At 69.9% G+C, this 20,307-nt stretch carries 21 protein-coding genes and 1 pseudogene; 8 read left to right on the forward strand and 14 right to left on the reverse strand.

The window, feature by feature from the left end:
* Positions 1 to 293: pseudogene (locus ACIA5G_RS44840) on the forward strand (hypothetical protein); the annotation flags it as partial.
* A 272-nt stretch (positions 294 to 565) separates the two neighbouring features.
* Here the strand turns inward: ACIA5G_RS44840 and ACIA5G_RS44845 are convergent.
* From ACIA5G_RS44845 to ACIA5G_RS44860, 4 genes are all read right to left on the reverse strand, one after another.
* Positions 566 to 1,027, reverse strand: a complete 462-nt coding sequence (locus ACIA5G_RS44845; protein WP_395934970.1) for a hypothetical protein — start codon at positions 1,025 to 1,027, stop codon at positions 566 to 568.
* A gap of 364 nt (positions 1,028 to 1,391) precedes the next feature.
* On the reverse strand, positions 1,392 to 2,570 hold the full coding sequence (locus tag ACIA5G_RS44850; protein WP_395934972.1) for a serine hydrolase domain-containing protein: 1,179 nt from the start codon (positions 2,568 to 2,570) through the stop codon (positions 1,392 to 1,394).
* Positions 2,571 to 2,747: 177 nt separating this feature from the next.
* Positions 2,748 to 3,758 (reverse strand): hypothetical protein, encoded by a 1,011-nt coding sequence (locus ACIA5G_RS44855; RefSeq protein ID WP_395934974.1) that lies wholly within the window; start codon positions 3,756 to 3,758, stop codon positions 2,748 to 2,750.
* 29 nt (positions 3,759 to 3,787) lie between these two features.
* Positions 3,788 to 4,342, reverse strand: a complete 555-nt coding sequence (locus ACIA5G_RS44860) for an RNA polymerase sigma factor (protein WP_284746710.1) — start codon at positions 4,340 to 4,342, stop codon at positions 3,788 to 3,790.
* 229 nt (positions 4,343 to 4,571) lie between these two features.
* Between ACIA5G_RS44860 and ACIA5G_RS44865 the strand changes: the two genes are divergently transcribed.
* The 4 genes from ACIA5G_RS44865 (at position 4,572) to ACIA5G_RS44880 (ending at position 7,770) form a co-directional block, all read left to right on the forward strand.
* Entirely contained in the window at positions 4,572 to 5,339 is a 768-nt protein-coding gene (locus tag ACIA5G_RS44865; protein ID WP_395934976.1) for a DinB family protein, read from the forward strand.
* 288 nt (positions 5,340 to 5,627) lie between these two features.
* Positions 5,628 to 6,116 (forward strand): hypothetical protein, encoded by a 489-nt coding sequence (locus ACIA5G_RS44870; RefSeq protein WP_395934978.1) that lies wholly within the window; start codon positions 5,628 to 5,630, stop codon positions 6,114 to 6,116.
* Between the two features lie 598 nt (positions 6,117 to 6,714).
* Positions 6,715 to 7,074, forward strand: coding sequence for a hypothetical protein (locus ACIA5G_RS44875; protein ID WP_395934980.1), 360 nt, complete (start codon positions 6,715 to 6,717; stop codon positions 7,072 to 7,074).
* 117 nt (positions 7,075 to 7,191) lie between these two features.
* Positions 7,192 to 7,770 (forward strand): hypothetical protein, encoded by a 579-nt coding sequence (locus tag ACIA5G_RS44880; RefSeq protein WP_395934982.1) that lies wholly within the window; start codon positions 7,192 to 7,194, stop codon positions 7,768 to 7,770.
* A 47-nt stretch (positions 7,771 to 7,817) separates the two neighbouring features.
* Here the strand turns inward: ACIA5G_RS44880 and ACIA5G_RS44885 are convergent, their stop codons facing one another.
* From ACIA5G_RS44885 to ACIA5G_RS44915, 7 genes are all read right to left on the reverse strand, one after another.
* On the reverse strand, positions 7,818 to 9,035 hold the full coding sequence (locus ACIA5G_RS44885; protein ID WP_395934984.1) for a VWA-like domain-containing protein: 1,218 nt from the start codon (positions 9,033 to 9,035) through the stop codon (positions 7,818 to 7,820).
* Entirely contained in the window at positions 9,032 to 10,255 is a 1,224-nt protein-coding gene (locus tag ACIA5G_RS44890; RefSeq protein WP_395934986.1) for an AAA family ATPase, read from the reverse strand. Before ACIA5G_RS44890 ends, ACIA5G_RS44885 begins: the two co-directional genes overlap by 4 nt.
* Positions 10,256 to 10,314: 59 nt before the next feature.
* Positions 10,315 to 11,607 (reverse strand): hypothetical protein, encoded by a 1,293-nt coding sequence (locus ACIA5G_RS44895; protein ID WP_395934988.1) that lies wholly within the window; start codon positions 11,605 to 11,607, stop codon positions 10,315 to 10,317.
* 113 nt (positions 11,608 to 11,720) lie between these two features.
* Entirely contained in the window at positions 11,721 to 12,458 is a 738-nt protein-coding gene (locus ACIA5G_RS44900; RefSeq protein ID WP_395934991.1) for a hypothetical protein, read from the reverse strand.
* A gap of 143 nt (positions 12,459 to 12,601) precedes the next feature.
* Complete coding sequence (locus tag ACIA5G_RS44905) at positions 12,602 to 12,853, reverse strand: Imm7 family immunity protein (protein WP_395934993.1); 252 nt, start codon at positions 12,851 to 12,853, stop codon at positions 12,602 to 12,604.
* 107 nt (positions 12,854 to 12,960) lie between these two features.
* On the reverse strand, positions 12,961 to 13,299 hold the full coding sequence (locus tag ACIA5G_RS44910) for a DUF2283 domain-containing protein (RefSeq protein WP_395934995.1): 339 nt from the start codon (positions 13,297 to 13,299) through the stop codon (positions 12,961 to 12,963).
* Positions 13,300 to 13,466: 167 nt separating this feature from the next.
* A complete protein-coding gene (locus ACIA5G_RS44915; RefSeq protein ID WP_395934997.1) occupies positions 13,467 to 14,069 on the reverse strand; it encodes a TetR/AcrR family transcriptional regulator in 603 nt (200 codons plus the stop codon).
* Between the two features lie 123 nt (positions 14,070 to 14,192).
* Here ACIA5G_RS44915 and ACIA5G_RS44920 point away from each other — a divergent pair, with 123 nt between their 5' ends.
* Positions 14,193 to 14,597 (forward strand): Dabb family protein, encoded by a 405-nt coding sequence (locus ACIA5G_RS44920; RefSeq protein ID WP_395934999.1) that lies wholly within the window; start codon positions 14,193 to 14,195, stop codon positions 14,595 to 14,597.
* A 68-nt stretch (positions 14,598 to 14,665) separates the two neighbouring features.
* On the forward strand, positions 14,666 to 15,613 hold the full coding sequence (locus ACIA5G_RS44925; protein ID WP_395935001.1) for an NAD-dependent epimerase/dehydratase family protein: 948 nt from the start codon (positions 14,666 to 14,668) through the stop codon (positions 15,611 to 15,613).
* A gap of 95 nt (positions 15,614 to 15,708) precedes the next feature.
* Here the strand turns inward: ACIA5G_RS44925 and ACIA5G_RS44930 are convergent, their stop codons facing one another.
* Positions 15,709 to 16,917 (reverse strand): Ig-like domain-containing protein, encoded by a 1,209-nt coding sequence (locus ACIA5G_RS44930; protein ID WP_395935003.1) that lies wholly within the window; start codon positions 16,915 to 16,917, stop codon positions 15,709 to 15,711.
* 238 nt (positions 16,918 to 17,155) lie between these two features.
* Between ACIA5G_RS44930 and ACIA5G_RS44935 the strand changes: the two genes are divergently transcribed.
* Positions 17,156 to 18,301, forward strand: coding sequence for a hypothetical protein (locus tag ACIA5G_RS44935; protein WP_395935005.1), 1,146 nt, complete (start codon positions 17,156 to 17,158; stop codon positions 18,299 to 18,301).
* A gap of 51 nt (positions 18,302 to 18,352) precedes the next feature.
* On the opposite strand, the gene ACIA5G_RS44940 is transcribed toward ACIA5G_RS44935, so the two are convergent.
* Together ACIA5G_RS44940 and ACIA5G_RS44945 are read right to left on the reverse strand one after the other, a co-directional pair.
* Positions 18,353 to 19,327, reverse strand: coding sequence for a hypothetical protein (locus tag ACIA5G_RS44940; RefSeq protein WP_395935008.1), 975 nt, complete (start codon positions 19,325 to 19,327; stop codon positions 18,353 to 18,355).
* Between the two features lie 76 nt (positions 19,328 to 19,403).
* Entirely contained in the window at positions 19,404 to 20,267 is an 864-nt protein-coding gene (locus ACIA5G_RS44945) for a helix-turn-helix transcriptional regulator (RefSeq protein ID WP_395935010.1), read from the reverse strand.
* Between the last annotated feature and the right edge of the window lie 40 nt (positions 20,268 to 20,307).

Below are 20,307 nucleotides of genomic sequence, written 5' to 3' on the forward strand. Positions count from 1 at the left end.
CGTTCATCGACTGGGACACCGCGGCGCCGGGCACCCGCCTCTGGGATGTCGCCTACGCCCTGCACGGCTTCGTTCCACTCTCTGCCGATCCACGATGGAACCGAGCAGACGCCGGCCACCGCATACGCGTGTTCGCCGACGCCTACGGCTTGGACGAGACTCAACGGCACGAGCTCATCCCCCTGCTCGCCGCCCGCGCCCGATCCATGGCCACCTTCCTCGCCGCCGAAGCCGCAGCGCGGCGGCAACCGTGGACACAGCTGTGGAACGACGGACACGGCGAGGTCTGGTAGGCCGACGCGGACTACATCGACCAGCACACTCCGGACTGGAAGCACGCATTGCTCAGCTGAGCACCAGGCAGGCAGCGCCCCGCGACGTCCATCCATGGCCAGCCTGCGTGCGACGCCAACGTCCGCTCATGCCGCTGATCGACCGTTGCCGAGCCGGTAGCGCCGAAGAGCGGATGACGTCACTTCGCGGCGCTGGGACAGAAGGCCAGTGTCCGACCTACCCGTCCGTTCGTCCGCATCCGGTCGGCGAGAGCGAGCAGTCTGGGGCGCGCTCATCTCGAGGCCTGCGGCAGAATCGCCCTGGCCGCGTCGAGCAAGTCGATCTCAGCGGCGCGGACCTGCGGAGCCGAGATCAGATCCACCATGTCTTCCCAGTAGTAGGCCAGATCCGCGAAGCGGTACTCATTCTCGGCCATCCACTCTTCACCGGGCACGATCTTGCGCGCGAGCCCAGCGACCGAGAGCCTGCCCTGGACCAGATCCTTGGCCAGTTCACCCAGCCACCACCGGAGCGCGTCCTGCCGACCAGGGCATGTGATACCCAGCTCAGCCAATGCGTCCCGGTGGAGATCCTCGATCTCCGTCGTGGCCGATCCCTTGCCAAGCCCCGCCAGCTCTCGCAATGACGGCGAGTCGACACCTCGCGCCAACGCCTCCGCCGCGGCCATGGGCAGGTCTTCCGGGTACACCGTCCCCGCAGCATGCCGCCACGCCACATCACGAAGAATGTCCACGCCCTCACCTTGCCCAGGCAAGCGCAGTCTCGCACCCCGATTTCGCGTCCTTCCCATCCTGCAGATGGGCAGCCGACAAAGTCCGCCGGCGCCGAAGCGGAACCGATCATCCGGTCGCCTACCGTGCCGCGCGCTCGTGCCGATGAGCGGACGTCGGCGCGATTGATCCCAAGGTGCCAGCTCGGCGGCTGCTGAGTTTGTGCCGGGCTGCGCGGCCGCCGGATAGCTGACAGGTCCCGGATACGGTGCGAGGCCGCCTCGACGAACTCGTCGAAACCGGCCGCCGTGGTGATGGCCCAGCGTCATCGGCCCTGGTGGCAGTAGCCCAGCGCTCGGCGTGCCGCGTCGCGAAGGCCTTGCACCGTCAGCGGATCGCCGCCTGGATGCGGGCGGCGCTCGCCTGGGCGCCGGGGAGGTTCGGCGTGCAGAACTCCGTCACCATCGCCAGGAGCCGCCCCGAGGCCGCGTCCTCGGAAGCTGTCAAGTCCGGGCTGGACCCGACCGTGATCCGGCGGGTGCCGGTCTCGTTGCTCATGCTCCACGTGTTGTACCCGGGCACGTCCCCGCCGTGCCCCCAGACATCGGGAGCGCCGGGACCGCAGGGCCCCACCAGGGAGATCCGCATCAGCCCCAGCCCGTAGCCGATCCGCCCTTCCGTGTCCGGCCACGGGACCGTGGTCTTCATCTGCGCAAGCAGGCCGGCCGGCAGCAGCTCGCCGCCGAGCAGTGCGTGGAAGAAGCGGTTCAGGTCGGTCGCGCTCGAAATGATGTTCCCGGCGCCGAAGTAGCGGCTGAGGTTGTAGGCGGTGACGTCGGTGAGCCCGTGCGGGGCCGGGTAGAGCTGCTCGTAGCCGTGCATGGCCGGGTTCGGCACCAGCGGGAAGTCCCTCGGCAGGAAGGTGTCGGCCAGGTTCAGCGGACCGGTGATCCAGTCGGCGAGCACCTGTTCGAACCGACGGCCGGTGAGCTTTTCGACCAGCAGGGCCAGCACGTTGTAGCCGGTGTTGGAGTACGACCAGCCCGTGCCCGGCGGGAACAGCAGTGGCTGCACGGTGCTGTCGTGGATCGCCTCGACCTCGCCGAAGTGCACGAAGCGTTCGGTGTCCAGCTCCGGCAGGGTCAGCCAGGTGTACTGCGGGGCCAGGTCCCGGGGCAGGCCGCTGGTGTGCTGCAGCAGCTGGCGGACGGTGATCGGCTCCGGGTAGGGCAGCAGGCCGGGCAAGTACTTCGAGACCGGGTCGTCCAGCCCCAGCCTGCCCTTCGCGGCGAGTTTCAACACGAGGGTCGCCGTGAACGTCTTGGACACGCTGCCGATGCGGAACCGCCCGTCGATGTCCGGCTTCGCCCCGGTGATGATGTCACCGGCTCCGGCCCGCCCCCGCCAGCGGCCTGCCGGATCCGCCGCGATCGCGATGATCCCCACGTTCCCGGCCTGCACGGCCGCGTCCAGTGCGGCCTGACGTGGATCGGTTCCCGCGGCGGCGGTACCGGTTCCGGCGAGCAGAAACACGGCGCAAGCAGCGGATACGATCGATCGACGCATGGTTCCCCCCGGAGTTGTGCGGTCCGCAAGACCGTAGCGCAGTCCGGCTGATGCCGTAAGGGAATCCGTTCTGCGGATTCGTCTTTCCCTTGCGCAGTATGGGGTTCTCGCGCCGCCGGAACGATCCTGGGAGGGCCGAGCTGATCTCGGCCCTCCCAGGACGGTTCGGTACGAGGATCAGATCTTGCCCGCGGCCACGTCGGCGAGGGTGACGCGGGAGGACTTGTAATTCACCACATAGCGCTTGGCCGGTTCCGCCGACGTGATCTCCTCACGGATCGGCAGGCCGTTGTCGGCGTTGATGATGAGGACGTCCGCACTGCCGCCCAGGATGGCGGGGGGCGCGGTGAGGCTCAGCGCGGCCTGGCCGTCGACGGTGGTCTTGCCGACGATCATGTCCGGGATGGTCGCGTACAGCTTCAGCACGCCCGCGCGGACCTCCGCATCGGCGGCGTTGGCGAACAGCGCGTGCTGGGTGTTGCTCCACAGGTGGTTGTTGATGAGGTTTTCCAGCTCCTTGCCCGTCGGACGCGGTTTGGGGGCGGGAACCGGCTTGCCGATCTTGCGGAACAGCTCCGCGGTCTCCGCTTGGGCGGCCGCCCAGGCCTTGTCGGCCTCGGCGGGGCTCAGGCCGACTCCCAGGGCGTTGCCGCCCGCGGTGATCATCGCGATCCTGGCCTTGTCCACGTCGCCGTTCGCGGCGAGGCGGGCCGCCGCCATCACGTTCCCGTCGTACGGCACAGCAGGCTGGGCGTCGCCCTTGGCAACCGCGCGCGCCAGGGACTTCGTCGAGTCGCCCGTGAACTGCTGGCCCTTGTCGGTGTAGAGGGTGTAGTAGAGGTCCGGTTTGTCGTCCCGCCCGAACTTCGTGTTGACGATCAGCGACGCGTCTCCTGGCTGCGTGCCGGCCGCCTGGACCGCGGAGGCCAGCTTCACCAGCGGCGCCTCGGCCGCCGGCGGGGCCGCGCCGGACGGGCCGGCCGGGACGCTGCCGCCTGACGTACCCAGCACCACAGCCGCCGCGACGGCTGCCGCACCCACGGCGGCGACGCCGACCTTGGGCCAGGAGAACCGGCGCTTCGGTCGCACGACCGTGGCCACGGGTTCCCCCATCGCCGTCCGCAGTGCCGTGCGGGCACGGTCATAGGCCTCGGGACCGGGGGACGGCACGTCACGCAGATTCTTCATGAGATCCATTTCATCCATGGGACTGTCTTTCACGTCGTCGGGACTTGCAGCAGCGCGACCACTTCGGGGGCTTCACGCAATGCCTTACGCGCCTGGTGCAACAGGCGGCGGGCCGTGCCGGCCGGGATGTCGAGCACCCGCCCGGCCTCGGCGACGGTCAGGTCCTCCCAGGCGACCAGGCCCAGCACTTCCCGCTCTTCCGGTTTGAGCCGAGCCAGTGCCCTGCTCAGCAGTGCCTGCGTGTCCACGCGGGCATCCACCGCCGGCCAGGGATCCCAGTCACTCGCCACGCCGGTCAGGTCCGACGCCGGCTCCTCGGCCGGCGCGGACCGCCAGTGCCGGCGCAGCCTGTTCAGCGCGACGCCGTACAACCAAGGCCTGGCCTCGGGATACGAACGGTCATAGTTCGCACGAGACTCGTAAGCCGCCACCCACACATCGCCGAGCACGTCCTCGGCTGCCTGCCGCCCCACTCTGCGCGCCAGATAGTTCCCGAGCGCGGTCTCGTGCCGGCTGATCACTTCCACGAAGGCATCGGTGTCTCCGCGCAGCGACCTACCGATCAGTTCCGCGTCTGACGACATGAAGCTCCTCGGGTTTTGCTTCGCCCTGACACCCCGTCTTTGCCAGCTCGTGCCCAAAGCGTTCAGGTTAGGTCACCCCAGGACGAACATCGCTGGTCAGGCGACGTGTGCGACAAGGAGCGCTGGTGGAACCGAGCAGGCCGGTTACACCGCCGGCGCCGCGGATCGAGTCGACGACCGGCCCGGTGCGGACGTGGCGCGGGCAGGACGGGTGGGTGAGACTGCTTCGATGGTCTCCGAATACGCCCAGAGCGACCAATTCCGCGGTGCTCGCATCCACCTGTGCAACCTCGCCGGCCTCGAGATCCGCGATTGCGAGGTGAACGGTCTGAAGATCGTCGACTGCTACGGCAGCGACGTCTACCTCGGTGGCTACTTCGAGCGCCTCGTCGTCAACGACGTCGACGTAACCGCCTACGTCGAGGCCGAGCTCGACCGCCGGCACCCCGCGCGGGCGCTGGCGCGGAATGCGGCGTCCCCCGAGGACTACCGGGCTGCTTGGGACGCCATCGAGACCTTGTGGGGCGCGACGCTCGACCGGGCGAGGCTGCTGCCCGAAGCCACACTGCACGAGCAGGTCGACGGCGAGTGGTCGTTGGTCGAAACACAACGGCATCTGCTGTTCGCCTGCGATGCCTGGCTCGGCAACGCCGTGCTCGAGGAGGAAGTGCCCTACCACCCGTTGGGCTTCCCCGCCGGGGGGACGCCGCCGGAGGAGGCGGTGAAGCTCGGCCTCACCCTCGAAGCGACCCCGACGCTCGAGGAGGTGCTCGCGCCGCGGCTCGCCCGCATGGCGGCGATGCGGCGCGTCGTCGACGGGCTCACCGCGGCCGAGCTCGACCGGGTGTGCGGTCGCAAGCCGGCGGACATGTATCCCGACCAGGAGTACGTCGTGCGCCGCTGCCTCAAGGTGGTGCTGAAGGAAGAAGCCGAGCACCACCGTTACGCGGTGCGCGACCTCGCGGTGCTCGAGGCAGGTGTGTCCGAACCGCAGTAGTCGCCGAGCGGTTCCCCGGCCAAGTGCCGACGCGGGCCGTTCACGTCCGTGCTGGGCGGCGGATCAGGAGCTGTCCGGTAAGTCATCGCAGCCGGAGAACGATCGCGGCGACGTGAGTTCGGCCTGGTAGTGGGCGGCGCGCTTGGCGTAGCGGGTCCGATCCGGGCGACGCTGCTGCCATCCAGCAGCGGCAGCAGCTGCGGCCTCATCCGCCACGCTCGAACGTCCGCAACTGCCGATGAGCGCAGTTCCCGCCCCGCGGGACCAAGCGATCAGGTCGGAGCGAGAATGAAGGACATGGGGTACTACTTACAGGCGGTCGTTTCCACCGAGCCTGTGCTCCGGACGCTCGCGGACTCTATGGAGGGGGCATGCGTCGTCCCGCTCGGCCAGCACCTGTCATTGTTACCGATGACCGACGCGTTGTTCGACGCGGCCACCGCCGCCGGAGCGGCCGAACTCAACGGGTTCTGGAAAGCCCCCGCCGGGTTCGGCAGCAAGCTGGCTGCTTGTTCGGTGAACGGTCCCATCGCCTACGTCGAAGCTGACTACTTCGGTGGACGCGGGACCCAGTCCGCGCAGGTATGGGAGGGTGGTCAGGTAGTGCTCGGTCCCGTGCATTCGACCGAAGGAGAGCCGACACCGGCCGACGGCAGCCCCATCTCCCAGGCGCTCCGGCGACTCGGTGCGGTCAAGGGCGAGTACTTCGACGAGTTCGACGCTGTTGGGCTCGGCCGCCGCCGCGAAACGGACGACTGGCTTCCGTCCACGAGCTGAACAGAACACCCAGCGCCGGCATTCGACCCACTGCAGGGGAACTTTCGAGCTGCACACTCGCCGATGAGCCAGCGTCGTCGTCTGCGCCTTCAGCCGGCACCCGTCCAGGTTGTCAGCGCACTCACATGCCGACAAGAGGAGTATGGCCAGCGCAAGCAGGTCCGAACCGTGCGTATACCCGGAACGCAGCGGCGACCTGCGTACCCCGGATTCCGGTACGGCATCCACCTCGCCTTCCCCGGCCCAGCCGGGGTCGTCCGCAAGATCTCACTGTGGCGCGGCCCCGGGCGTGACTTCTCCGAGCAAGACCGGGTGGTCCCGCAGCTGCTGCGACCCCACCCGTGGGAGATCCACGAGTCCCGGCTCCACCGAACCGATCTGCCCAAGCTCACCACCCGCGAACGCACAGGTCGATCACGAACCGGTGGGCCCTACCGCAAGCCCGGAGCAACTGAAGAGCTGCCACCAGCTGATTCCGATCAACCGTTGTTCCAACCCGGCGAGCCAAACGTTCTTCTTCTGCCGCTGACCGAGCGCCCGCGTCCGACTCTGCCGAATCGAGGGTGTGCACGGTGGTTGATCGACATACTCTGCTCGTGTGATCGAGATCGGTTCGCGGGCGCGCACACTGCCGGCACCTCCCTCTGTCGTCTGGGACGCGCTCGTGGAGCCGCGTCGGCCGGGAGCCCGTCCGTGGCTCCACTTGCTGGCCGACGAAGTCGATCCCAGAGTCCTGACCGCGGAGAAACCCGGCCGGGCGGTGTGGTCGTCGCTGTGGCCGAGCCGACCCGACGATCAGATCCATTTCGCGCTGACGGCCTCGCGCGACGGAGGGACCCTGCTGAGATTCACCTTGCTCACTCCCGGCGAAGCCCCCGACCAGAGCAAGACCGGACACCTTCGGCGACGGCTCAACCAGCTGTTGTTCGCCGACCTTCGTTTTTCCTATGGTCAGTGAGCGCGCCCAAACGCGGGCGCCGGCTGGTTCGCCGGGTCGTCGCGCGGGGCTGCCATGCTGTTCGCATGAGCAAATAGCTCCGTGTCGTTTCGGCGGGTCCGGGCGTAGCTTCGGGCGGTGGCGAACGAACTGACCATTCCGCTCCTGCCCTGTCCTTCCATCGACGAGATCGCGTCGTTCTACGAGATGCTCGGCTTCGAAATCACCTATCGGCAGACGCGGCCGAACCCGCACGTCGCGGTGCGACGCGAAGACATCAATCTGCACTTCTTCGGGATGGACGGCTACGACCCGGCGCAGTCGTACAGCACGTGCCTGGTCATCGTGGCGGACACCAGCGAGCTGTTCGAGGCCTTCGCGGCGGGAATGCGGTCCGTGCACGGAAAACTGCTCATCTCCGGCATCCCGCGCATGACCCGGCCGCGGCTGCGCAACGACCGGTACACCGGGTTCACCGTCGTCGATCCGGGCGGCAACTGGATCCGGATCAACAAGGCCGCCCAGGAACCCGAGGCGCAGAACAAGCTCGCCAAAGCCATGGAGAACGCCGCGAGGCAGGCGGACGCGCACGGCGACGAACGCCAGGGGCTGAAGATCCTGGAAGGCGCGTTGAAGCGGGCGACCGGCGACGAACCGGAGTTTCGGGCGGTGCAGGAGTACCGCGACGAGCTCATCGAACGGATCAAGGGGGTCTGAGCCGGGTCGTCCGCAGCGTGACGTGCAGCCCGAAGACCGTCGGCCGATCAGCCCACCGTGACCACCCTCGCCCAAGCCGGGGGCGCTTCCGGCCGGTAGTGCGGATTGTTCTCGTCCACGGGGCGCTGCCGGGAGAACAGGCCCACGACCGTCCGGCCGGGCGGTCGTGCCTCCGGCCACGGTGTCTGACCGTCCGTCAGGACCACCATCACGTCGGCGCGAGGGTTGCCGCGCTGGGCCTTTGCGAAGCCGGTGCGCAGATCCGTGCCGCCGCCGCCCACCAACGGGATTCCCTCGGCGCGGCACAACTCCTGGGTTACGTGCGCGGCGGCGTCGCACGACAGCACCGAGACGAGATCGCGCCGGCCGCCGACCGCTTGGACGATCGCCGCGATTTCGAGGAGCGCGCTCCCCAGCTCGGCGTCGCTCACCGAGCCGGAGGTGTCGACGATCACGCAGACGCGCGGCGGCCGGCGTCGCAGGCTCGGCAGGACAACCCCGGGCAGGCCGGCCGACCTGCGCGCGGGCCGGCCGTAGGTGTAGTCCTCGCCGGCACCGGACATCGCCGAACGGACCGCCGCCCCCAGCAGCTCGCGCCACGGCTGCGGCGGGTGGAACGCCTCCTGTGCCCAGCGCTGCCAGCCCTTCGGGACATCGCCCGGGCTGCCGTTGATTCCTTGCGCAACCCGGAACCGGACGGCGTCGCGTTCCTGCGCGCTGAGCCCGTGCGCGCCGTCGGCACCCAGATCCCACTCGCGGTCCAGTCCGTCGGCGCCGCTGCCGCAGTCGAGCCAGGCGTATCCGGCGGTGTAGGGCCCGAGGCTGAACTGGCGGAGGTAGTCCTCCATCAGCTGCCCCTCGCGAAGCCTGAGCGACGCCGGAAGGACGGCGCCCTCGGGCCGCACCAGGCCGTCGCCGAACACGTCGTCGTTGATTTCGCAGTCCGCGGCGATGTTCATCCGCAATCGCTCTCCCGGCCCGGTCAGCGCGTGCTTCGCGGCGAACCGGTCGCTGCGCCCGTGGTGGTCGCGCAGCAGGTGGGAGACCTCGTGCACCCAGACCCCGGCCAGCTCCGCCAGGGGAGTGCGGTCCACGAACCCCGGCGAAACGTAACAGCGCCAGTGGCGGTCCACGGCCATCGTCGGCACTCGGCGGGATTCCACCGTGTGCAGGGCGAACAAGGCCGTCGCCAGATACGGCCGGCTCCGGACGGCGTGCAACCGGGCGGCGAACAGCTTCTCTTCGTCCATGGTCGCCGCCGTCATCGGCGCTCTCCCGCGCCGGCCGCGGCCTCGTCCGCCCGCCGCGACAGCAACACCGCCCCGGACAGCCGCTCGATCGCCGCCGGCACCTGCCAGTCGTCGCGGCGCAGCGCGGCGAGCGTGGCCGCAGGCACGACCATCAGGTCCGGCGCGCCGGTTTCCAGCGCTCGCACCAGCAGCGACCACGCCGCGTTCCACCGGGACCGCTCCGGCCGCTTGCGTACCGCCGCGACCACGCCGTCGAGCACCGTCTGGCGCAGGTCGCCACGCTCGGGCAGCACCGCCGCCTGCGGGTCCGCAAGCAGTGTTTCGGGGTCCGGCAGATCCATCCGATCCAGGCCGGCCAGCAGCTCCAGGCCCGGGCCGTCGCCGACGGCGCCCCGCACCAGCATGGACAACACGTCCCGGGAGACGTCCGCCGCGGTGGCGAACGCGATCAGGCGCAGAGCCATTTCCCAGCTGCGTGGGGAGGGCCACGGACCGCCACGGCGTGCTTCGTTCTTCGGCAGCTGGTGAACCAGTTCGGGCCGGGCGGCGAGCAGGCCGCAGACCGCGCGGCGGGCGAAGGCCACGGCGCCGGGCAGCCGCTCCCGGTCCAGCCGCGGCAGCTCCGCCTTCGGCCACGTCCCGCCCAGCCCGCGGATCACGACGTCGTGGTCGTAGGTCCACTGCAGGTGGACGAACCGGTTGGCCAGCGGCGGGCTCAGCTCCCACCCGTCGGCCGCGGAGGAACGCGGATTGGCGGCCGCGACGATCCGGACACCCGGCGGCAGCCGCAAGGCACCGACCTGCCGCTCGAGCACGACGCGCAACAGCGCGGCCTGGACGGCGGGCGGCGCGGTGGACAGCTCGTCCAGGAACAGCAGGCCGTGCCCGGCGCGGACCAGGCGCACGGCCCACTCCGGCGGAGCCATCGGCACTCCCTGCGTCGCGGGATCGTCGCCGACCACGGGCAGCCCGGAGAAGTCGGACGGCTCGTGCACGCTCGCGATCACCGTGGTCAGGGGCAGGTCGAGCGCCTCCGCGAGCTGGTTCAGCGCGGCGGTCTTGCCGATGCCCGGCTCGCCCCACAGCAGCACGGGCAGATCCGCGGACACGGCCAGTGTCAAGGCTTCCAGCTGGGTGTCGGCACGCGGCTCGGTGGTCGTGTTATGCAACAGGGTCAGCAGATCGGCGGCGACGTCGAGCGGCCGGAGATGTGCCGCTTCGGAAGAATTTTCCATGACAGTAGACAGTTTTGATCACCTTGGGTTCGGATTGGGGCCGGGTGCCGGCCAGGAGGTCAGGGACGGGCTGCCGCGTGGCGCGGCCGGATCCGGGCAGCACGCCGGAGCTTGTCCTTTGTGGACGAAATCGGACCGGATCCGGCCAGCCCGGCCCGGTACAGCCCGTGGAGCACCTGCCGGCGCACGGCCGTCTCGAGTTCGTCGCGCAGTGCGCCGCTGCGCAGGAGCACGTCCGGTCCGAGCAGACCTTCAACGGCGGAGAGGGCGCCGGCGTTGTCGCCGTGGTCCAGCCGGGCCCGGACGTCCACCAGGCTTTCCGGGTGCCGGTGGGCCTCGTCGATCGCGCGCAGGCACGGCAGCTCGGTGCCGCCCAGCGCGCCCAGCAGCTCTTCGCGGCGGATCTCGCCGGGATCGTGGTCCAGCGGGACGAGAACCCCGTCCACCACGGCGATCCGATGGGTGGCACCACGACATTCGACGAAGCGCGAATGCGGCGAGCCGTCCGGAGTCCGTGCCGCACCGGCCGGCCGGTGGCCGGGGCGAAGGGCCGAGGCGACGAGCGGGTGCAGCCGGTCGGCGTTGATCAGTCCGGTGTGGAGCAACCGCAGGTCGGGCGGGACCCAGGTTGCTGCGTCGGGCAGGACCGGCACTGCCCGGCCGCCGGCGGCCGCACCCGGCGCGCCCAGGTTCAGCAGCAGCCGGTGCCGGCTGGTGAGCCGCACGGCGACAACGTCGTCCGGGCACCGGTCCGCGTGCAGCAGCAGCGCCGCCTCGGCGATCCACCGGTCCACGGCGCAGGCGCCCACCCCGTGCCCGGACCGCTCCCGCAGGTCACCGGCCCGGCGCGCGTCCCACAGGTGGCGGTGCAGGTCGAAGCGATGACGGCGGTCGGGACGGGGATGCGGATGAAGACCCGCGTCGCGGTGGGACGGCGTCCACAGCGCGAGGCTGATCCGTTGACCGGCACTCGCCCACGCCGGCGGTGTGCGCGCCACGAGGTGCATCGCACCACCGCTGTCGGTGGGCGAGCCGTACCGGGCCAGGGAGACCGTGAGACCCGGCCGCACCAGGCCGTCCGGGCTGATCCTCGGGAAATGCCAGCGAAGCAGGTCAGGAGCCAGGTGACGCAGATCGGCGCGGACCTGTGCCGCCAACCCCGAGCCGTGGGCACGACCCACGGCTCGCAGGTTCAGATCCACATCGACACGCGCGGCGGCGCAGGCCCCGGCCCAGTCGCCCACCATCCGGCGGGCAGTCGCTGACTCGATCATCGGCGGCGGCACGGCGAATTCGCGCACGCGCGCCCAGAAAAGGAGGCGGAAGTTCTCGTTCGCGGGCAAAGGGTGCATCAGCACTCACCTTTGGCGAACGGAACCCCCGATCTGCTGGAGTAGGTATTCATCGTGGACGAGCGTAGCAGGACCGTCGGGACACCAGAAGCAACTGCCGCAGGCAACCGCGCTCAACGATCCGAGAGCCCTGAGCCGGGAGGCGCGGGATCCAGCTCGGTCCTGGGCCATGACTGCGGCGCGGGGCCGAACGCGCGCCGGGCGGCTCGGACCGCCAGGGCGGCGACGGTGGCGTTGGCGCCACCGCCGATCACCGCGCCGATGCCGAACGGAGCCACCCGGCCGAGCACGATGACGCCCTGCTTGGTGCCGTACTTGGTGATGAAGTTCTTGCCCAGGACCTTGTTGATCTGGTCCAGCGTCGTCATGGGCACCTTGCTGACGAGCTGGCGGGCCCAGTGCTTACCGGTCCGCTCGGCGGCCTTGCCGACAATGGTCGAGGAACCTGACTGGCCGAGCAGGATCCCCATGACCAGCGTCCGCCGGCGTTCGATCTCGTCCGGCCGGACCCCGTGGACCTCGGCGACCGAGAGCACGAACAGGGTGCTCAGTTCGAGCGAAGAGAAGGCCTCGCCCGCCGACAGTGCCAGTGCGACCCCGGTGCCGACGGCGGGCGCGGCCGCGGTGGCCCCGACCGCAGCGCCGGTGCCCGCCAGTGCGCTGACGTACATCCGCTCGAGGGTGCGCACGACCTCCGCCGGTGTCGCCTCCGGGTTGCGCTGACGGGCCCGGGCGATGTTCTTGCGCACCAGCGGGGTCGGCAAGCCGATGGCCTTGTCCAGCAGTTCGAGGACCGGCTGCCTCGGCCCGCTCGACGCCGGGACCGGTCCTTCAAGGGCATCAGCGGCCACGGCGAGCTCCTTCGCGTCGTCAAGTTGTCGCCCAGTTTCGCACTCGCGTGGCCATCACCCGCAACGCACGCTCACGCCGCGAGCCGGTCGACGACGGCCGGCGCGACACGCTCGTGCCGATGAGCGGACGCGAGTCCCTCGAGTCAGCTCGCCTCCGCGTCTTCCAACGTGGGGATCACGGGTGACAAGAGGTCATCGGCGTGCTCAGTGACCACGCCCCGGGCCAGCCGGAAGTAGGTGCCATTCATCGGCTGAAGATCCATCAACGCGTAACCGGCGAGCTCGTCGACCAGGGTCCGGATTTCGTCGAGACGAAGGGGTGGTTCGTCATCGAGCGCTTCGGCGGTCGAGCGGAGCGTTATCCAACTGTGTACTCGAACATGCCGAGAGTCCAAGAGATCAGGCTGCCGGGCCGCTGCACGTCAACCCGCCGATATCTGCTCATGCCGCGAGTCGGTCGACGACGGGGTGACCAGGCGCGCTCACGCCGATCGGCAAGCGATCAGCCGCGCTGCTGATCCTCGACGTCGATTCGCACGGCCGCGTCGAGCAGGTACCGAGGCAGCTTGGAACTCGCTGCCAGCACCTCGACACCGACGAGCTGCCCGCCTTCGTCGAAGTCCAGGTTGACCATCCCTCCTACCCTGACCGGATCACACGCGTACATGTGTGACACGCTTCGGCGTTCTCGCGGTCCAGTGAAGGAGATGTAGGCCGCATCGGCCTCCTTGTCGTAGGTGACCTCGACGACTGCCACGACTGACGGCCTCCCTGCTGAGGACGGCGAAATCGACTTTTCGACCTCGGTCATGATCATATGCCCGCCGATCGCCTTGCTCACCGCAAAGTCGCAGGTGGCTGGCGGTACTCGAACCGATGACACTTGAAAGCCGATGGTCGAGCGTTGCGACGTCCTGTCATGCCGATGAGCGGGCCTCCGATCCTGTTGATGGGCCGGCATGTCGCCCGGCTCTGACTGCAGCTGTTGACCCCGACGGCAGCGCCGGACTACCCGTTTCCCCGTTCCTCGGTTCGCCAGCCGAGGAGGATCGCGTGGAGCGCCTGCTCGGCGAGTCGCCGGGCGCGCTCGTTGCCGATGGTGCCGAGGTGGCCGAGCGAGGCGATGCCGTAGAGCGTGCCCCAGATGATTTCGCAGGCCGCATCGCGGTCGGCCAGGACTACGCCGTGTGCGTCTGCCCAGGTGGCGAGCAGTTCCTTCAGGACGGCGATGGCCGGTTCCGCGGCGTGCCGGCGCTCCTCCGCGTCGACTACGGTGCCGTTCATGACCTCGTAGAGGTGTGGGTGCTCGCCGGCGAACCGCACGTACTCGGACGCGATGCGCATCATGCGCCGGTCGATGACGGGCTCCTCGGCGGCCTGCCGGAACGGGGTCAGCATCAGGCGGTGGCCGTGCGCGACCAGTTCCAGCAGGAGTGCGTCCTTGTTGGCGAAGTGCTGGTAGACGACGGGCGCGGAGTATTCGATGTCGGCCGCGATGCGCCGGATCGTCAGCGCCGCGACGCCCTCGGTCTCGAGGACGTGCAGTGCGGCCTCGATGATCCGTTCGCGCGTGCTCGCCCGTTCCCGGGCGCGTCTTGTGCTGGTCGGCATGTTCCGTCACTTCGCTTCGGCGGTGTACTCGGACACTAGCCGCCACTCTTGACGGCGACGTCTCGGCGTGGCTAAGTTAACGGCGTTAGGAAATCTAACGGCGTTAGAAACGAGGAGCGCGGCATGATCTACCACATCAACCGGGCCACGATGAAGGCCACCGCGACGCCCGAGCAGATCGAGGCGGCGCTGGAGAGCTGGCGCACCCAGGGCCGGTCGAACCCCGCGGTCAAGTCCTTCATCGTGGGCCGCGACCACGGCGGCGACTACGCGTACAGCTCCGTGTTCGTCGTCGAGGACCTCGACGGACTCTTCGAATACCTGACGCACCCGACCACCTACCAGACCGACCACCTCGGGCTGCACCTGGTCGAGCGGCTCGAAATCTTCGACGTCAGCGACGACGACGATCCCGACCTGAACGCGAAGATCCAGGAACTGCACCGGCGCCGCAACGAGCTCAACCCCGAGGTCGCCGGAATGCTGGCCGACGTGCCTGCCTACACCGGCTCCGGCGTGGACGACTGACCGGGATCCCCACCCCTCGTCCTGGGCGCGGCGGCGCACCCACGACCCTCATCAAGGAGAAGCCTTTCATGGCCGAGCACGTCATCATCGGCGCCGGTTCCATCGGCACGAATGTCGCACGCCTGCTTGTCAACCGCGGAGAAAGCGTCCGGATCGTCACGCGCAGCGGCTCCGGCCCCACCCACCCGCTGATCGAGCGGGTCGCCGCGGACGCCTCCGACCCGGCACGCGTGACCGAGCTGTCTCGCGGCGCGAAAGTGATCTACCACTGCGCGAACCCGCCCTCGTACACGACGTGGGAACGCTTGTTGCCGCCCCTGCAAACAGCGGCCATCACCGCCGCCGAGGCGAACGACGCGGTCCTGGCGCTCACCGGCAGCCTCTACGCCTACGGACCGCAGCCCGGCGGCCGGATGAACGAGCACACGCCCCTGGCCGCCACCGGGCGCAAGGGCCGCCTGCGCAAACGGATGTGGGAACAGGCCCTCGCCGCGGGCATCCGCACCGTCGAGGTCCGCGGCTCCGACTACATCGGCAAGGACGCCAACGGCATCTACTCCCTGCTCATCGAGCCGGCCCTGGAGAAGGGCCGCGCCGCTTGGATCACCGGCCACCTCGACATGCCGCACACCTTCACCTTCAACGGCGACATGGCACAAGCCTTGATCACGCTGGCCCAGGACGAACGCGCCTGCGGCCGGGCCTGGCACGTGCCGTCCCCGCCGGCCGTCACCCTCCGCGAGCTCGCCCGGCGCTACGCCGTCGCCGCGGGCCGGCCACCGGTCAAACTGATCCAGATGCCCCGCTTCGTGATGCGCACGGCCGGGCTGGTCGTCCCCATCGCCCGCGAGATGGCCGAGATGGACTACCAGTGGTACGCGCCATTCCACATGGACGCGACGGAGACGGCGGACACCTTCGGCCTGACCGCCACCGACCTCGACACCGCCATCCGCGACCAGGTCGGCGCGATCAGCGGGGAACACGCCGACGGGGGACCGCGGTCCACCAGGTGACCAGCTTGTCATCCATGCCGGCAGGCAAAAAAGGACGCCACCGGCGCAGTTGCCGCGCCGAAGGCGTCCTTCCGCTCACCGTGCCGAGCCGGGGCTCAGCCGTGCAGGGCGCTGCCGGCCTGCCACGCGTCCCAGCTGATGGCCCAGTCGCCGTGGCCGTTGTTGATGGACAGTTGCGGGCCGCCAGAGTTGGTGACTTCGACGACGTCGCCGACGTTGAACGTGTCGAAGAACCACTTGGCGTTCTCGGTGTTCATGTTGAGGCAGCCGTTGGAGACGTTGGCGCTGCCCTGCACGCCGACCGTCTTGAGGTTCTCGTGCAGGTACTCGCCGTCGGCGGAGATGCGGACGTTCCAGTTCTCCGGTGCGCTGTAGTAGCCGGGGTCGCCCTCGCACACGCCGTAGCTGCAGGAGTCCATGATCTTGGAGGCCTCCTTCCCCAGCACGGTGTGGGTGCCGTTGAAGGTCGGCGTCGGGCCCCGCGGCGGGGTGTCGGCGGTCTTGCCCATGCTGGTCGGCGCGGTCCTCACCAGCTGCCCGTTGTGGAACGCCTTGATCTGGTGCGTCTTGCCGTCCGCCTTGGCGACCCAGGAGTCGTGCACCTTGTAGGTGGCCGAGACGTCCTGGCCGCCGTACACGCCGCCCCCGATCGGCAGGCCGAAGGTCGTGGTCTCGAGCTTCACGGTCGAGCCGGCCTTCCAGTAGTCCTTGGGCCGGAAGTGCACCTCGCGCTTGCCCACCCAGTACCAGCCGCCGCCCTGGGCGGGGGAGGACGTCACCTTGAAGGACTTCTCGACCGCGGCCTTGTCGGTGATGTCGTGGTCGAACTTCAGCCCGATGATCAGGCCGACGCCGAAATCGCCCGACGCCGGCTGGAAGAGCGACGCGGTGGCGACCCCGGCCGGCTTGAGCGTGTGCACTTCACCGCGCTGCTCGGTCGCCGTGCCCGCCTGGTTCACCGCGGTGGCGACCGCCTGGTACGTCGCCCCGTACCGGAGGTGATCGTCGCTGGTCCACGTCGTCTTGTCCGGCGACAGCTCGCCCTTGACGGCGTTGCCGGTCTGCGGGTTCGTGACCGTGACCGCCTGCAACGTGCCCCCCGACGCCTTGACGACGATCGGGTCCTTCGGGCTCAGCTGGTCCCCGCTCCCGAACGCCACCGTCGCGGCCGGCGCCCCGGGCGCCGTCGCCGTTCCGGCCGCCCCGGCGGCTCCGACCGCTTGCGCGGTCCCCGCGGTCTCGGTCTGTCCACTGCACGCAGCCAGCAGGAGGGCCGCCAAGCCGAACCCGGCGATACGGATCATTCTCACGATCATCAGACGTTCCACCCATGCCCGAAGTTGAGTAACGATCCGATCACTCGAGGACGGACCGCTCCTAGTACTTTCGGCTAGTACTTTCGGCCGATCTTCGCACGCGAGAATCCTCCGAAAGACGTGGGCCATCTCAGGGTTCTTGTCCCGGCTCCGGTTTCGCCGCCAATCACCGCCCTAACGTGGCGGTGCTTCGTGATCTTGAACCGGCACAGAAGAGGGGACCACCTTGCCCAACCGGACCGGATTCCTCGGCAGAACACTCGCGGCAGCGGGCACCGCGGCGGCGCTCGCGCTCGCCACGGCCGTTCCCGCGGCGGCCGCACCGTCCACCGTCGAGCAGGACGTCGCGCAGCTGTACCAGGACGTCGTCGACCTGTACAACGGGCTGCCCGCGAGCGCGCTGCGCGGCGTCGACCGGCTCATCGAGTCGCCCGTCCAGAAGATCGGCCCCCGGAGCCGGGCCGCGCAGGACCCGATCCCGGGCTGCACCGAGGGTTCGCTGCTGACCTACGCGAACAAGCTCGCGTCGCAGCTCACCCCGCTCGAGGGCCAGGCGCTCGACGCGCTGTCGGGGCTCAGCCAGCTCTACGTCCAGGGCGTCGCGTCCGACAAGACCCCGCAGGTCTTCGGCACCGACGGCCAGTACACCCCGCGCGCCACCGACACGATCGACAAACTGCGCGGCTTCTGGGACATCGAGAGCTGGAACATCCAGCTCGTCGCCTGGAAGGGCACCGACCTCGGCAGCCAGGCGAAGATGGCGCAGACCTTCGGCCTCGGTCTCGCGCCGGCGAAGGTGAAGGACGCCGCCGCGCTCGCCGTCAAGGTGCTCTACGAGGTGCCGGCGCTGCAGGGCGGGCGCAACCCGCTGCTCACCCTGAACGCGTTCTCCGCCCCGGCCGGCAGCCTCGGCGGCAAGCGCGTGGCGCTCGGTGACGGCCTGCTCGACACCGTCAACGTCCTCGGGTTCGACGACGTCTCGGTGGAGTCCGTCGTCGGCCACGAGTACGGCCACCAGGTCGACTTCGCCCACGAAAACTACCCGCGCAACGAGTCCTCCGAGATGGGCCCCGACGCCTACGGTGGCTACTTCGTCGCGCACACCAAGGGGTTCGGGTGGAACGCCCGCACCCAGCAGGAGGTCACCTACCTGGACGCCTCCATCGGTGACTGCTTCCACAGCCACGGCACCCCCGACCAGCGCAAGGCCGCCGGCGCCTGGGGTGAGAAGCAGGCGACGAGCCAGGGCAACCCGAACCGGATCGTCCCGTCCGCCACGATGATCGAGAAGTTCCAGAAGGCATACCCGAAGCTGATGCCGCCTGCCGCCGAGCAGGCCGCCGCAGCTCCGGTGGCCGCGGCTCGCGGCTGACCTCCGTTCGTGCCGAGGGGCCGTCTCCCGAAATCGAGGGAGACGGCCCCGTCAGCGCCGTAGCTGCGCGAGCATGAGGTTCGGATCGGTTCCGGCCAGGTTGGCGCCGTTGGTCACGTAAACCCGACTGCCTCGGACGGCGACGGCCGTGGTCCCTTGCATGCCGTCCCCGGCGTCCAGCAGGGTTTCCCGGGCGCCGTGCACGCCGACCCGCACGAGCTCGCTCGCCTGGTTGATCGCGGCGAGGATCTCGGTGCCCCGGCCGGTGAAGTCGAAGTCGTCGATGCCCGCCAGTCCCGTGGCGCGGACCTCGGCCCGGCCGGAGCCGCCGTCCCCGGTCACCGGGATGCGGACGAGGGTGCCGCGGTCGGAGTTGCTCGCCCACACGGCGCCGTCGTGGATCTTCAGGCCGTTGGCGCCGAAGAAGCCGGCGGGGGACAGGGCCGGGTCCGCCGACCACACCGCGGCCTCGCCGCCGCGCAGCGGGGCCTGCCAGATGCGCCCGCCGGCGGAGTCGGTGACCAGGAAGCGGTCCCGCCCGCTGTCGACGACCAGTGCGTTCGGCATGGTGTCGGCGGGCAGCGGCACGACGAGCCGGGGCGCACCGGAGGGACGGACCTGCCAGATCCCGGTCAGCCCGCCCCGCCCGGCGGAGTAGAGGAAGTACACGGCGCCGCTGTCCGCGCGGGCGACCCCGGTGACCACGGGGATCCCGACGACCGGGGTGGTGCCGCCGCCACCCGGCGGCAGCGGCATGGTGACGAGCACGTGGACGGCCCCGTCCGGCGCGACCCGCACCACCTGGCGGGCCGGGATCATGCCGATGACCGCGCCGCCGCCGGGTTCCAGGGTGATGCTTTCGGCGGCCTGACCCGCGGCTCGGTCGAAGTGGGCCAGGACCCGCACGTCGCCCAGGCGGGTGCCGGCACCGTGGTCAGCGTGCGCCGGGGCCGCGGCGGCCGTGGTGAGCAGGGCGGTGAGCCCGAGCGTCGCGGCGCGCAGCTTGGTGGATCGGGGTGCGGACACGGTCTTCCTTTCGTGCAGGAGGGCAGGACGGGGCGCCCGGCGGCCCGCGCGGGGTCGTCGGGGTGCGCGTCGATGGCTAACCCGGGAGGTGCCGGTCTTCGGCCGGGGTGAACCGTTCCTGGCCGAGCACGGCCAGCAGCTCCAGCTGGGAGACCGCGGCGCTGCCCGGCGCGGGGGAGTACACGATCAGGCGCTGGTCCTGCCGGGCCGTCGCCAGGATGTCGAAGTCCAGCTCGATGAGCCCGACCGCGGGGTGCAGGATGCGTTTGCGGTCGCTCCGCCGGACCGCGACGTCGTGCCGGGCCCAAAGCCCGGCGAACTCCGCGCTCTCCGCACGCAGCGCCCCGATCAGCTTGCCCGCCAACGGATCGGCCGGGCGGGCCGCGAGGGTTGCTCGCAGGTCGTCCACCTGCGCCCGGCTCTCGTGCTCGTGGTCCTCGGCGGGATAAAGCCGGCGTAGCTCCGGGTCGGTGAACCACCGGTAGGTGCAGCTGCGGGCGAGGCCGCGGAACAGGGGCCGGGCCCCCACCAGCGCGTCCGCCATCGGGTTCTGGGCGAGCACGACGTTCAGGTCGGAGGCGATCAGCGCGGGCAGGCCCCGCACCCCGTCCAGCAGCCGGAGGAGGCCCCGGCTGACGTGCTCGTCACCACCGATGCGCGGCGGGGCGTGGTGCCCGGCGAGGCGGAAGAGATGGTCGCGTTCGTCGATCGTCAGCCGCAGCGCGCGGGCCAGCGCGGTGAGCATCATGACCGACGGTTGCGGGCCGCGTCCCTGCTCGAGCCGGGCGTAGTAGTCCGGTGACATGCCGGCGAGCTGGGCGACTTCGAAGCGGCGGAGCCCCGGCGTCCGACGCCGCCCGCCGGCCGGAACACCGACGTTCTCCGGCTGGAGCAGCGCTCGTCGGCGGCGGAGGAAGTCCGCGAGTTCGTTCCGTTCCACACCTTCAGGATGACCTTCGGGCGGCGGGACAACCAGGACT

Origin of the sequence: Amycolatopsis sp. NPDC051758 (assembly GCF_044453095.1) — a bacterium.
Lineage (GTDB): Bacteria > Actinomycetota > Actinomycetes > Mycobacteriales > Pseudonocardiaceae > Amycolatopsis.

Bases quoted from the DNA above. Each gene is read 5' to 3' on its own strand.
- ACIA5G_RS44930 (WP_395935003.1), bottom strand. From the start codon at position 16,917: ATGATCCGTATCGCCGGGTTCGGCTTGGCGGCCCTCCTGCTGGCTGCG.
- ACIA5G_RS44855 (WP_395934974.1), bottom strand. From the start codon at position 3,758: ATGAAGAATCTGCGTGACGTGCCGTCCCCCGGTCCCGAGGCCTATGAC.
- ACIA5G_RS44920 (WP_395934999.1), top strand. From the start codon at position 14,193: ATGATCTACCACATCAACCGGGCCACGATGAAGGCCACCGCGACGCCC.
- ACIA5G_RS44885 (WP_395934984.1), bottom strand. From the start codon at position 9,035: ATGACGGCGGCGACCATGGACGAAGAGAAGCTGTTCGCCGCCCGGTTG.
- ACIA5G_RS44850 (WP_395934972.1), bottom strand. From the start codon at position 2,570: ATGCGTCGATCGATCGTATCCGCTGCTTGCGCCGTGTTTCTGCTCGCC.
- ACIA5G_RS44860 (WP_284746710.1), bottom strand. From the start codon at position 4,342: ATGTCGTCAGACGCGGAACTGATCGGTAGGTCGCTGCGCGGAGACACC.
- ACIA5G_RS44865 (WP_395934976.1), top strand. From the start codon at position 4,572: ATGGTCTCCGAATACGCCCAGAGCGACCAATTCCGCGGTGCTCGCATC.
- ACIA5G_RS44925 (WP_395935001.1), top strand. From the start codon at position 14,666: ATGGCCGAGCACGTCATCATCGGCGCCGGTTCCATCGGCACGAATGTC.
- ACIA5G_RS44890 (WP_395934986.1), bottom strand. From the start codon at position 10,255: ATGGAAAATTCTTCCGAAGCGGCACATCTCCGGCCGCTCGACGTCGCC.
- ACIA5G_RS44915 (WP_395934997.1), bottom strand. From the start codon at position 14,069: ATGCCGACCAGCACAAGACGCGCCCGGGAACGGGCGAGCACGCGCGAA.
- ACIA5G_RS44895 (WP_395934988.1), bottom strand. From the start codon at position 11,607: ATGCACCCTTTGCCCGCGAACGAGAACTTCCGCCTCCTTTTCTGGGCG.
- ACIA5G_RS44870 (WP_395934978.1), top strand. From the start codon at position 5,628: ATGAAGGACATGGGGTACTACTTACAGGCGGTCGTTTCCACCGAGCCT.